At 50.7% G+C, this 13,042-nt stretch carries 12 protein-coding genes and 2 pseudogenes; all 14 read right to left on the minus strand.

The features are described from left to right. Positions 1 to 126: 126 nt before the first annotated feature. Positions 127 to 396 carry a 50S ribosomal protein L27 gene (rpmA, locus tag P378_RS18250; RefSeq protein WP_099083289.1) on the minus strand — a complete coding sequence of 90 codons (270 nt, stop codon included), beginning with the start codon at positions 394 to 396 and terminating at the stop codon, positions 127 to 129. A gap of 34 nt (positions 397 to 430) precedes the next feature. Then, the gene (gene rplU, locus P378_RS18255) at positions 431 to 742 is read right to left on the minus strand and encodes a 50S ribosomal protein L21 (protein ID WP_099083290.1); all 312 of its coding nucleotides are present in this window, start codon (positions 740 to 742) and stop codon (positions 431 to 433) included. A 238-nt stretch (positions 743 to 980) separates the two neighbouring features. Beyond that, complete coding sequence (locus tag P378_RS18260) at positions 981 to 2,660, minus strand: Rne/Rng family ribonuclease (RefSeq protein WP_099084203.1); 1,680 nt, start codon at positions 2,658 to 2,660, stop codon at positions 981 to 983. Between the two features lie 27 nt (positions 2,661 to 2,687). Further along, positions 2,688 to 3,319, minus strand: a pseudogene (locus P378_RS24405) (TIGR03936 family radical SAM-associated protein). A gap of 37 nt (positions 3,320 to 3,356) precedes the next feature. Beyond that, positions 3,357 to 5,231: a TIGR03960 family B12-binding radical SAM protein gene (locus tag P378_RS18270; RefSeq protein WP_099084204.1), complete on the minus strand. Its 1,875-nt coding sequence runs from the start codon at positions 5,229 to 5,231 to the stop codon at positions 3,357 to 3,359. Between the two features lie 236 nt (positions 5,232 to 5,467). Then, positions 5,468 to 6,346: a M50 family metallopeptidase gene (locus tag P378_RS18275; protein WP_099084205.1), complete on the minus strand. Its 879-nt coding sequence runs from the start codon at positions 6,344 to 6,346 to the stop codon at positions 5,468 to 5,470. Next, entirely contained in the window at positions 6,343 to 7,263 is a 921-nt protein-coding gene (locus tag P378_RS18280) for a M23 family metallopeptidase (protein ID WP_099084206.1), read from the minus strand. Before P378_RS18280 ends, P378_RS18275 begins: the two co-directional genes overlap by 4 nt. 229 nt (positions 7,264 to 7,492) lie before the next feature. Next, the gene (rodA, locus tag P378_RS18285; protein WP_099084207.1) at positions 7,493 to 8,731 is read right to left on the minus strand and encodes a rod shape-determining protein RodA; all 1,239 of its coding nucleotides are present in this window, start codon (positions 8,729 to 8,731) and stop codon (positions 7,493 to 7,495) included. Between the two features lie 277 nt (positions 8,732 to 9,008). Continuing rightward, a complete protein-coding gene (gene minE, locus P378_RS18290) occupies positions 9,009 to 9,284 on the minus strand; it encodes a cell division topological specificity factor MinE (protein WP_099083437.1) in 276 nt (91 codons plus the stop codon). 16 nt (positions 9,285 to 9,300) lie between these two features. Beyond that, a pseudogene (gene minD / locus P378_RS18295) lies at positions 9,301 to 10,094 on the minus strand (septum site-determining protein MinD). 70 nt (positions 10,095 to 10,164) lie between these two features. Beyond that, entirely contained in the window at positions 10,165 to 10,587 is a 423-nt protein-coding gene (gene minC / locus P378_RS18300) for a septum site-determining protein MinC (protein ID WP_099084208.1), read from the minus strand. 122 nt (positions 10,588 to 10,709) lie between these two features. After that, the gene (locus P378_RS22590; RefSeq protein ID WP_338013963.1) at positions 10,710 to 11,195 is read right to left on the minus strand and encodes a penicillin-binding transpeptidase domain-containing protein; all 486 of its coding nucleotides are present in this window, start codon (positions 11,193 to 11,195) and stop codon (positions 10,710 to 10,712) included. A gap of 152 nt (positions 11,196 to 11,347) precedes the next feature. After that, positions 11,348 to 12,685 (minus strand): penicillin-binding transpeptidase domain-containing protein, encoded by a 1,338-nt coding sequence (locus P378_RS18305; RefSeq protein ID WP_238473420.1) that lies wholly within the window; start codon positions 12,683 to 12,685, stop codon positions 11,348 to 11,350. A gap of 27 nt (positions 12,686 to 12,712) precedes the next feature. Continuing rightward, positions 12,713 to 13,042 (minus strand): rod shape-determining protein MreD (gene mreD, locus P378_RS18310; RefSeq protein ID WP_099084209.1); only part of this gene is annotated, 330 nt, incomplete at its 5' end.

Raw genomic sequence — 13,042 nt, forward strand, 5'->3', positions numbered from 1 at the left:
TTTGATTTCCATTGGTGATACTTCCTTTCGAAACCGTAATAATAATTTATATTCGACGATTTGGATTTATTTTCCTCCCGGTGGAGGCATTAAAAACCAGCCTGTACTGCAGGCTGGTTTTCAAAGTTACTGAGCTACAACTTCGGGAACCACAATGCTTACTTGTTTCTTATCCCGACCATTACGCTCAAATTTAACAATGCCGTCAACTTTGGCAAACAAAGTGTCGTCGCCACCGCGACCAACATTGACACCGGGGTAAATTTTAGTGCCACGCTGTCTTACCAGAATGCTGCCGGCGGTAACAAATTTACCGTCGCCTTCTTTTACCCCAAGTCGTTTGGCCTGTGAGTCACGACCGTTACGAGAGCTACCTACACCTTTCTTATGAGCCATAAAGTCTCACCTCCCTATTGGTGACCGGATAAAATTAAGCTTCAATTTTTTCAACAACCACCTGGGTGAAAGGCTGGCGATGGCCTTTCTTACGGCGGTAATTCTTCTTGGGCTTATACTTGAATACGATGATTTTCTTGCCTCTGCCGTGGCGCACTACGTCCAGAATTACTTTGGCGCCTTCCACCTTGGGAGTGCCAACCTTCACCTGACCGTCCTTTTCCACCAGCAGAACATCAGTTAACTCAACCTTCTGGCCTGCTTCGGCCTCCAGCTTTTCAATGTACAGGGTGTCACCTTCCTGAACCTTGTACTGCTTACCACCGGTAATTACAACTGCATACATACCTACACCTCCCCGTCTTTTAGGACTCGCCATCAAGGTACCGGGTCACCGGGTTTTAAAGACCTCTGCTGAGCGGTATGGTAGGCAAAAAGACACCTACATTTAGATATTCTATCATAATTGAGATATTTGTCAACAAAATTACCTTGCTCTCCTGTGTTGGGTGCTAAACTGGAACAGAGGTTAGAAGTGAGAAGAATAAAATCTCACCTCCAACTTCTCACCTCTCACTTCTCAATTACACCAACCTGGCCTTGGCGTAGGTGCGGTGCACCTTGACAATCTCCACGGAAACCAGTTCGCCGACCAGCGCCCCGCCGCCCTCAACGTCGATAATAAAGCCATCCAACCTGGCGATGCCGTCGCTGGGGTTAGAAATATGCGGTTCCTCCACCTTTAACTCGATAATTTCGCCGGTTTTTACGGGAACGGTCTGGGAAGAGATTTCTTCCTGGTCAGACAGGGGCTTGATGGTGACCTGTTCTAAATGATGAGTGGCCGAGCCCCGGATGTAAAGGTTCTTGCCGGTTTTTTGCTCCAACTCTCTCAAATTTACCCCGCCGGCCCCGATTAATCTGGCTGCCACAATGGGGTTGGCCTCCACCAGGATGGTATCGGCCACCGTCTGGCGGGCCAGCTGGTAAATCTGGGTTTTTAGCTGGATGCTGACCGTCTCCTCGGAAAGAACCTTCCCCCGGCCTTCACAATAGGGACAGGGCTTCTGCACCACCTCCGCCAGGGATGGGCGCACCTTTTTGCGGGTCATTTCCACCAGCCCCAGTTGGGTGATGCCCAGAATATTGGTTTTGGTTTTGTCCTTTTTGATTTCCTCCTCCAGGGTAGCCAGCACCTGGTTGCGGTGTTCTTCTTCCGCCATATCAATGAAATCGACAATAATGATGCCGCCGATGTTTCTCAGGCGGAGCTGCCGGGCAATTTCCACCGCCGCATCCAGATTGGTCCTCAGGACCGTGTCCTCCAGCGTAGTGCTGCCCACAAACTTGCCGGTGTTGACATCCACCGCCGTCAGGGCTTCGGCCTGGTCAATCACCAGATAGGCCCCGCATTTGAGCCAGACCTTCCTCTTCAGGGCCTTTTCCAATTCTGTAGAAATACCATAGTCTTCAAAAATATTTTCACGCTCATCCAGGAATACCTTGAGCTTCAGCTTCGGATCGATCATATCCAAAATTTCCAGGGTTTTTTCGTATTCACTGCGGGAATCCAGGGTAAGACGGTCCACATCTTCGCTGAAAATGTCCCGCAGCATCCGCTGGACCAGTTCCAAATCCCTGTGCAGCAGGTTGGGGGCGGAACTGTTGGCGGACCGGCTCTGTATTTTACGCCAGAGTTTGCTGAGCAGCAGAATGTCCTGCCGGAATTCTTCCTCATCCACCCCTTCGGCCACCGTCCGGACAATGACACCCATTCCCTCGGGTTTTACCCGGGCGGCCAGTTCCTTTAATCGCTCCCGCTCCTTTTCTGATTCAATGCGCCGGGAAATGCCGATGTAGTCAACGGTGGGCATTAGAACCAGATACCTGCCGGGCAGCGTAATATGGGTGGTAACCCTGGGTCCTTTGGTGCCGATGGGCTCCTTGACGATCTGAACGATAATCTCCTGACCCTGCTTTAAAATGTCACCGATATTCACGTTAAGACCCGGCTGGTTGGCTGCTTCCGGATTCCTGGCCGGCTGCGCGTCTTCCACATAAAGAAAGGCATTCTTCTCCAACCCGATATCCACAAAGGCTGCCTGCATGCCTGGAAGGACATTTTCTACCTTGCCCTTGAAGATGTTCCCCACCAACCGCTGGTTTTGGGAACGCTCTATGTACACTTCCATAAGCACTCTGTCTTCCAGGACCGCAACCCGCGTTTCTTCTTCCTGTACATTAATCACGATTTCTTTTAACATAGCTGACTTCCTCTCCTACCCTGGCCCCTAAACCTCCCAAAGGGAGATGGGACCAGTGTCACCCTCGGCAAACAGGGCGGTACGGCGAATACGGAAATCCTCCGGGTCAACGGGTACTCCCCCGTCCCCGGATAGCCTGAGTAAAACCTCTTCAGGACGAACATTTCCTGTACTGCCGATTAAAAGTTCCATATTTATTTCTAGTATATGCCCTTTTACTCCACCTGCCAGCCTAAAAATTCCCGGACGAATGTCGACTTCTTTTCTTTTCCCTTTTACTTCTCGGGTTATCATAATTTCTTCTTGATCCATCAGGTGGTCAATGGCTGTATTCAGTTCTACCTCCGAATACCCGGCGGGCAGGGTGGCCGTCGCCCGGTAGGCAGCCCTGGCAATCCTGGACATTAGGGCAGGAGCACGGTCCACCACTTCTTTGACATCTAATATTTTATACCCTTCGGCAGATTGGATTCCAGCCGACGGGCGATCTCAGCTGGCTCCAGGTACTCTTTAAGCTCCATGTCCATGTATTCTTCCAACCCCGCAACCCCGACGGGCAGCGGTGCGGCAAAACTAAACTTGGGGTGGGGATTAAAGCCCTCGGAAAAGGCCACCGGCAGGCCGGCCCGCCGGGTGGAACGGTCAAAGAAACGGACCATATCCAGGTGGGAGCTGTAGCGGGCCGGGCCGTCTTTGCTAAACTTCACCCTGTATCGGGGCAATCTCCGCACCTCCCAAAATATTTGGTTTAATCTCCAAGGTTGGACACAGGCCACAGCCGGGGCACTTGCCGCTGCGGCAGTCCACCGTGGGTTGGCTGGCCATAGCCTTTTTGTGTTCTCTGATTAAAAATTTCTTGCTGACCCCGGCTTCAATATGATCCCAGGGTAAAATTTCTTCGTAGCTAATCCTCCGGTAGGCATACCACCGGGGGTCAATCTTTTCTTCCTCAAAGGCTTCCATCCACAGATCGTAGTCAAAATGCTCGGACCAACCGTCAAAACGGGCCCCTTTGGTCCAGGCACTCTCCAGCACCGCACCCAGGCGGCGGTCCCCCTTGGCAAAAACAGCCTCCAGGAAACTGGTCTCCGGGTCGTGCCAGTTGTAGGAAATGCGTTTGTCCCTCATTTTCTCCTTAAGGTATTTTTGTTTATCCCTTAATTCCTGCAAAGTGTTTTGGGGTTCCCATTGAAAAGCGGTGTGGGACTTGGGTACGAAGGAGGAGGTACTCACTGTTACCTTCAGCCGCCCCCTGGGCACACCGCATGCCTGGCCGATTTGCACCACTTTTTTGGCCATATCGGCGATGCCGTCCAGATCTTCGTAAGTTTCGGTGGGCAGGCCGATCATAAAGTAGAGTTTCACCGCTGACCAGCCGTTTTTAAAGGCGGAGGTGACGGCATCCACCAGGTTTTCTTCGGTCACATTCTTATTGATGACATCCCGCAGCCGTTGGGTGCCGGCCTCCGGTGCAAAGGTCAGACCGCTTTTCCGCACCTTTTGCACTTCCTTGGCCAGATCGATGGAAAAGGCATCCAGCCTCAGGGAGGGCAGCGACACGTTAACCCCCCGTTCCCCGTAAATATCCAGCAGGTTCTTCACCAGGGGGGCCACTCCGGTGTAATCTGCGGTGCTTAATGAGGTCAGGGAGATCTCGTCATGGCCGGTGCTGGCGATCATTTCTTCCACCTGGCGCACCAGGGTCTCGGGTTTTTTCTCCCGGACAGGACGGTATAAGACTCCCGCCTGGCAGAAACGACATCCCCTGGTGCAGCCCCGTAAAACCTCCACCATCACCCGGTCATGAACAACGCCCATAGAAGGTACGATGGGGTTGGTGGGAAAGTCTACATTATCAAAATCCCGCACAATTCGTTTGCCAATTTTGGCGGGAACCCCTTCTTTGACGGAAGTTACCGATGCGACGGTGTTGTCATCCCGGTAGTTCACCTCATAGAGGGACGGGACATAGACGCCCGAAATGGTCCTGGCAAACTGCAATAACATTTCCTGGCGGTCAACACCCTTTTGTTTCAGTTCTTTATAAGCATCAATCAATTCGTGGATAACCTCTTCCCCTTCGCCAATGACAAACAGGTCGATAAAGTCGGCAATAGGTTCCGGGTTAAAGGCGCAGGGACCCCCGGCAATCACCAGGGGCATGGTGTGGTCCCGGTGGGCGGAACGCACCGGCAGACCGGCTAAGTCCAACATGTTTAAAATGTTGCTGAAGCTCATTTCATACTGTAAAGTGACGCCTAAAATATCGAAATCCACCAGGGGACGCTGGGATTCCAAACTGAATAACAGAAGCTTTTCCTTCCGGAGCTGTTCTTCCATGTCGGTCCAGGGGGCAAACACCCTTTCCATCAGCGCGTCTTTTCTTTTATTCACCACATGGTAAAGAATCTGCAGGCCCAGGTGGGACATGCCCACCTCGTAGACATCTGGAAAGGCAAAGGCCATCGTAACGTCTACCCGGTCCCAGTCTTTTTTCACGGTATTCCACTCGCCGCCGGCGTAACGGCTGGGTTTTTGAACCCGGGCAAGGACTTTCTCCAATTTGTTCATGGTCTGCTTCCTCCATTTAATGCACGTCCGTTAGAACACTCATTCTCTATTATTGCCCAATTATGTTCGGAAAAATATTCCTTTTTGATTTTTCTACATCCGGTGGAGTAAATCCTGCTTGGAAAAACATAGCTGGCGCCAAGCTTTTTCGGCCAGTGGCCGGCCTTGGTTGTATTATGCAGAAAGTTCCAGACTCTCTGAGCTACCAAAAAACGGACCCAATCATATGGATCCGCTCAGTTTGATTTAATAATGGCACCCAGGGGGTAGTCCATGCCATGGGTAAACAAGGCATCCACCACTTGTGCTTCACTGATTTGGCCCAGGGTTTTCATCTGCTTGTCTACCAATAGGATGAGATGAAATTTTTGGGGCACAAATAAACGCACAACCTCTTTCAGGGGAACGTCTTCCCGGGCCACCAGCTGCTCCGCCGGTAAAACACCCGCTTTAGACAGTTCCTCTTTTTTTTGAGCCAGGTGCCGGATAAACAGGTAAGGCGCCAGGTTTTTCTCCTTAGTGGCGGAATACAGAACAAACAGGGCAATAATCACCACGTCCAGCCCCACAAACCCGTAGAGCACTCCCACAACGCCAAGGCAGGCCACCACCACCGCCACAACCTGTCCCATTCTGGCCGCTATTAATGTGGCCTCGGATAGCCCCACATGGACGGACAAAAGGGCGCGGAAGATTCTGCCCCCGTCCAGAGGAAGGGCGGGCAAAAGGTTAAAGAAGGCCAGCATCAGGTTGATCTGCAGAAAAAAGGGGCTGAGTTCCTCTGACCAAATGCCATAATTTCTTAATCCCATGGCCAGCCCGATCAACAGCAGGTTTGAGGCCGGTCCCGCCAGTGCCACCGCAATCTCTTTGCCTGGTTCCACACTCATTTCCCCGCCCATGCGGGCCACACCCCCAAAGGGTAACACTTCAACGTCAATGACCCGGACTCCTATCAGCCTGGCCGCCAGGGTGTGGGCCAGTTCATGGAACAATACCAGGGCAAAGATCATCAGTCCCTTTTCCAGAACGCCGGCCACAAAGTAAAGGCCCAGGAGAAACAAGAACAGCAGATTAAAATGCAGGTCAATTCCCCAGAGGCGACCCACCCTCATGGTTTGGAACGCTCCTGATCCTTTTTAGGTTCACCGGCATCCGTTTTTGATTCATCGGAGTTTACCGATTTGCTGTCTTCTTCTTTGGTTGGGGAGGCATCATTCTTTTGCTCTGCCGGCTCATCTGTGGGTATCGTTTTCAGATCGATTTTCTTAAGTGGGTCAACCAGTTTATCATTTTCCCGCACTTCGAAATGCAGGACCGGGTCTCCTTCAGTTGGCTCAGCTACTTTGCCGATCACCTGTCCGGCTTGTACCTGGTGTCCCTTCGTAACGGAAATCTCGGTCAAGCCGGCGTACAGGGCATATTCTCCTTTACGGTGCTCAATGAGTACAAACTCCCCGTAGGTACGATCATGGCCTATGCGGCTGACTGTACCGGGCTGTACCGTTTTCACCGGTGACCCCACCGCGGCGCTGATATCGATCCCGGGATTAAACCTCTCCAGGTTATCCAGCGGGCTTTTTACCCAGCCAAATTCCTGTACCACCCGCCCGGAAACAGGGATGGCCCAGGCGTCCGGCTCCGGTGTGGTGGTGGCAGGTAGGACCGGGCCGGATAGTTCATTAAACATAGGCCAATCCATATTCACAGTTTGCAGGGCTATGGCGACGGCTTTATCCAACACAGGCGTAACATCCCACTCGGTGGTTAAGGCCACCCTTAACCCCTCCCTGGCCTGCTGGCTCCAGGGATGGGAGGATTCCTTAATCAGCAGCAGTACGGCAAAAATCCCCAGGGCCGCCACAATGCGATAAAAGGTTTTCCACCTTTTACTGCGCGGTTTTTCGCGCTTCCACTTGCTGCGGGGACCATAAATACTGCTCCAATCATCCACCCCGCAGTTGTAATAGCCGCCTAAAGGATCCCTGCTTTTCTTTTTAAACCGGTCAAAGCTTATCCTTCCTATTTTCACCTTCAATCCCTCCCAAGGGTATTTCTTTGAAGCCGCGGTACGACTAGTACAGTATATTTTTCGGGAGGGACAAATATGACAAGCCCTGGTTGCTTACGGGCATTTCTTTTGGGTCGGCCATCGGCCGTCAGCCGTCGGCTTTTTGGGTTTGGTTATAGGACGGTATTGTTTACTTCTCATTAATTAAAAAGAGCCCAGTCAGAGAGACTGGACCCCAAAGGAATGCCCCTTAGAACAAAATTTTCTGCCTTCGCATATAGACATTCAGTAAGATTCCAATGGCGATCATGTTGGTCATCATGCTGCTGCCGCCGTAGCTGAAGAGGGGCAGTGGTACGCCTGTTACCGGCATAATGCCGGAAACCATACCTACGTTAATGAGAATGTGGAAGGTTAACATGGCGACGACTCCTGTGGCCAGCAGCGTGCCGTATAAATCCCTGGCCTGGGAAGCGATGCGAATGCCACGGTAAAGCAGGATGAAAAACAGAAGCAGCAATGCGGTCACACCGATAAAGCCCATCTCCTCGCCGACCACCGAGAAGATGAAGTCTGTGTGCTGTTCCGGTAAAAAGTTAAGCTGGTTTTGGCTGCCGTTATAAATCCCTTTGCCTTCCAAACCGCCGGAACCGATGGCAATCTGGGACTGCACCACGTGATAGCCGGCGCCGTGCCACTGTTTCCAGGGGTCGATAAAGACCAGCAGGCGGTCCAATTGATAATCTTTCAGGGGGATCCAAAGCCCAAATTTAAAATGTGCCCAAACCCAGCCAACGGCGGAAGCCCAACCGCCCACAAAAAGCCCTGCCACCAATTTTGGATTGGCTCCGGCCACAAAAAGCATACCGAACATGATGGCAATGAAAACCAGGGATGTTCCCAAATCCGGCTGCTTGAGAATAAGCAGCATGGGAACCCCGATATGGATAAAGCAGGGGATCAGGTCCTTTAAGGTATTTAAATGCCCTTCCCGCCGGGTTAAGAAATCCGCAAAGGTGATAATGATAAAAATTTTGGCAAACTCCGAAGGCTGCAGCAGAAAGGGTCCTAAATTAATCCAGCGGGTGGCACCCTTGGCACTGTGTCCCAGGGGGGACAAAACAACCAGCAGCAGCAGTATATTCAGGATATAAATGGTTTTACGGTGACGCCGGAAGTCCTCATAGGGAACGGATAAAACAAACCCCAAAATAATTAGACTGAGGATTACGAAAAAGATCTGTTTTTTTACAAACGTACTAAAAAATAATTTGGTGTATTTAACAATTGATATTCCAATGGGTTCACTTGTACCTTCACTGCTCAGCCCCAGTGTATCTTTGTTCCAGATTTCCTGCTGCTGCCGGAAATCCATCGGGCTGCTTACAAGGGTAGCACTGCTGATAATCACCAGGCTGAAGCAAATAATTAAGAAAACGGCAATTAATAATGTATAATCAAGGTTTTTTACAAACCGCTTGTCCACCAAAACAATCACCACCTATAAATCCTTTAACTTATAGATTATATAATATTTCTGATTGAAACAAAAGGGGCTGTCTTTAGACTAAGGGGTATTCCTTTTGGGTCTAGTTGTTAGACTTTTGGGTATTACTTAAGGGGCCTGTTGTTAGTACCAATTACAGGACCACTCAGGAATACCCAAAAGGCTAGCAACAGGACCCCAAAAACATATCCGCAGTCTAGCAACAGAACCCTAAAGGAATGCCCCAAAGACAAAAAGAGATGCCTCTGCATCTCTCTTCTTAGGCCAGGTTTTTGGCCCGTTTCATTCGTTTTACCGGGATGTTGGCCACAAGAGCAACCTGATTGTCGTTGCTGTCCAGGCTAACTTCCAGTGCCTGTTCGTCAATCTCCATGTAATTTGAAATCACTTTAATCAAGTCGTTCTTAAGGGAAGAAAGTAGCTCGGGTGATACATTGGCCCGGTCGTGTACCAGCACCAGCCTCAATCTTTCTTTTGCCACATTCTTGCTGCTTGTAGTCTCACGACCAAAAACCCTGCTTAGAAATTCTAACACTCCGGTACCCCCTTTCCTACTTCAGTCCAATCATTTTCTTTAAGGCACTAAACAAACCGTCCTGTTCTTCGAGGTTCAATAAAGGCACATTTTCACCCAGGATACGACGGGTGATGTTGCGATAAGCCTGACCGCTCTGGGATTTGTCATCCCTTACCACGGTCTCCCCTTTGTTGGTTGTTACAACAACCTGCTCATCCTCCGGTACCACACCCAGCAGGTCAATGGCCAGGATTTCATTCATATCGTCAATGCTCATCATATCGCCACGGTTTACCATCTTGGGACGGTACCGGTTGATGATCAGTTTTGGCTCCCGCAGGTCGGCGGCCTCCAAGAGTCCGATAATGCGGTCGGCATCCCGCACCGCAGACACTTCCGGGGTGGTAACCACAATAGCTCTATCCGCCCCGGCAATGGCGTTTTTAAAACCCTGTTCAATGCCGGCCGGCAGTCGATGATAACAAAATCAAATTCCTTTCTCAGATCCTCACAGAGTTCCCTCATTTGATCAGGGTTTACCGCTGTCTTGTCTTTGGTCTGGGCTGCGGGTAACAAATGCAGCCCCTCATACCGTTTATCTTTGATCAAGGCCTGACGAATGCGGCAAACACCGCTGGTAACATCCACAATGTCAAAAACGATGCGATTTTCCAGCCCCAGTACAACATCCAGGTTACGCAGCCCGATATCGGCATCCACCAGACACACCTTTTTCCCGTAGGAGGCCAGGCCTGTCCCCAGGTTGGCAGTGGTGGTGGTTTTACCAACGCCCCCTTTGCCGGAAGTGACTACGATGACTTCACCCATATTTTAGGTCCTCCTTACTATGACAAGCGTTTTACACCGAATGAAACCTGTTAACAAAGAACGGTATCCGTTACTTAATTACAGAATTAAAGGTTTCTATGGTCACGACACCGTTTTTTATCCGGGCCAGTTCCGGGTAATCCGGGTCGGATGATTCATCCTCCGGCGGTCGGGTGATGTGATTGCCAATTCTCAGCTGCGTCGGCCTGAGTCGAAAGGCCAGAATAATGGCATTGGTGTCTCCTTTGACGCCGGCATGTACAACCCCCCGCAGCGAGCCCATGACAATGATATTGCCGGAGGCCACCACTTCCGCACCGGGGTTTACATCTCCCAGTACCACTACGTTTCCGTCATGACAAATACTTTGTCCGGAACGCAGGGTTCTTTGCACTAAAATGGTATTCTCATCCACCAGTTCCGCTAATTCCACCGGAAAACTACCAAGGGATGGATGACTGGTTGTGGAATTGGACAGTGTCTCTTTGGTCAAAATAACTCCCTCCCGCTTACCCTATACTTCAATTCTACGCTAAAGTACCAAATCCTTCTAAAGATGGATAAAAAAAGGGGCGTTTCGCCCCTATATTATGAGATAATTAGACATTATACCGTTTATTCCGGACTGTAGCCGGTTTGCTGCTGTGTATTCTGTACCTTAAAGTAAGCAGCAAACAAATCCCTTGCCACCGGCCCTGCAGCCACACCACCTTTGCCGCCATAGTCCACCACTGTGGCCACAGCTACTTCCGGATTTTTAAAGGGGGCATAGGCTACAAACAAGGCATGGTTGTCGCGTCCGAAGACCTCTCCGGTACCGGTTTTCCCGGCCACCTGGATGGGGAAACCACTAAATATTCCGGAGGCTGTACCAATACTGGTCACCATGTTCATACCCTCCTGGGCAACCTTTAAAGCCTCCGGCTTAACGCCAACCTCGCCGATTTTTTGCGGCTTAAATTCCTTAAGAATCTTTCCATCGGGACTGGTGACCTTTTCTACCAGGTAAGGTTTCCACCGGGTTCCCCCGTTGGCAATGGCAGCAACATAATTAACGAGTTGCAAAGGAGTATATTCATTGTACCCCTGTCCGAGGGACATGTTTAGGGTATCATAAACCTGCCAATTCAGGTCCCATTTGTACTGGTCGTACTGGTTTTGCACCGCCCGCAGTTCCCTTTGCTTGGCTTTCTCCAGTTTTTGTCTCTCCTCCGGGTCTGTGGCACTGGCCAGCAAAGGCTTGTATTTTTCTTCTACGGCTTTAAATTTAGGTTCATAGACGGCATCCAGATAGGCTTTGTTACGCTTATATTTGTATTCCGGCGTAGGGACATTGCCGGCAGGTTCACCGGGAATTTCAATACCCGTCCGTTCCCCAAACCCAAACATGCGGCATACTTGCCAATAATATCAACTCCCAGGACCCGGTGCCCTATATACCAGAAATAAGTATCGCAGGACTCCGAGAGGGCCTTGCGCATATCTACCCGGCCATGACCGCCCGGCTTCCAGTCATTAAACGTTCTGTTACCAAAAATATAGTAGCCGGGGTCAGAGAGCGCCCAACTGGGGTCCACTTTCCCGGTATCTACCCCTGCTACGGCAAGTACCATCTTAAAGGTGGACGCAGGGGGGTACAACTGTAAAACACGATTCGGCAGAGCACCGCTTTTTTGTAAATCCTCCCATTGTTTCTGGCTTAACCCGTTAATCCAAATGGAAGGCTCGTAGGTAGGATAACTGGCCATGGCCCGGATGGCCCCGGTTCTCACATCGATCATGACCGTGGCCCCGCCCTTTGATTCATAGCCAAGCTTCCTCATGTACAGTACTTGCCTCTCCAGGGATGCCTCAGCAGTCTTTTGCAATTCAGCATCAATGGTTAAAACCAGGTTGTTGCCGGGAACGGGCTCCTTAATGCCCAGGTCCCTGACCGGGCGGGCCTGGGCGTCCACTTCCACCTGCCTGGCCCCGTCTTGTCCCCTTAAATAGGGTTCAAAGGCATTTTCCAGCCCTTCTTGCCCGTACATATCCCCAAGCCGGTAGCCTTTATCCTGATTTCTTTTTAATTGTTCTTGTTTAATTTCCTGCACATACCCCAGTACATGGGACAGCATGGAACCAAAATGGTAATTTCTTACCGGCTCAACGTCGATCACCACCCCGGATAATTCCAGGCGCTGTTCTTCCAGGACGGTAATGGTTTCCAGCGGAACATCCGTGGCCAGCCGCACCGGCTGGAACATCCTGAGCTGTTGTTCCTCCAGCTTTTTCATAATTTCCTTGGGGTCCATACCCAGTATGCCCGCCACCCTGTTGACCACCCGGTCGGTGTCCTTTAACCCCAGGTAGACCAGGGAAACTGTATAAACCGGCTTGTTGCCCACAATTTTTACTCCCTTACGGTCGTAAATCTCACCCCTGGGAGCGATAATGGGGTTCAGCCGCATGTGGTTTTGTTTGGCCAGGGTTTCAAAGCGCTCGGTTTCTAAAAGCTGCATATATGCTAAACGACTGATCAGAACCACAAAGATGAAGCTTACAATGAAGAGGAGCACACGGGTCTTTTTCTCGATAATCTTCCTTTCCAAACAAACTCCTCCCAAACAAACAGAATATTAAGGTTCTCTTTCCCGCAGCCAACCATCTTCGTTGGAACTGTAAAATTTCCAATAGGTCAGGGGAACCAGCAGGGCGGTGTAAATGGCGGATGGAAGAACCACCTGGGCCAGGGCAAAGGAAGGTGCCACTTCGATATCCAAGTAAAACAGCAGCATATAATAGGCAAGCTGGTTGGCGATCCCCACCATAAAGGTCACCAGGGTAACAATAATTACACTTTCCTTATAAAAACGGGCCTCCGCCAGACCCACCAGGTAGCCCGCCATCATTTTGGTAAGGGCGTTCAACCCGATGTAATTGCCGGTAAATATATCCTGCGCGAGACC

The organism is Desulforamulus profundi, from assembly GCF_002607855.1.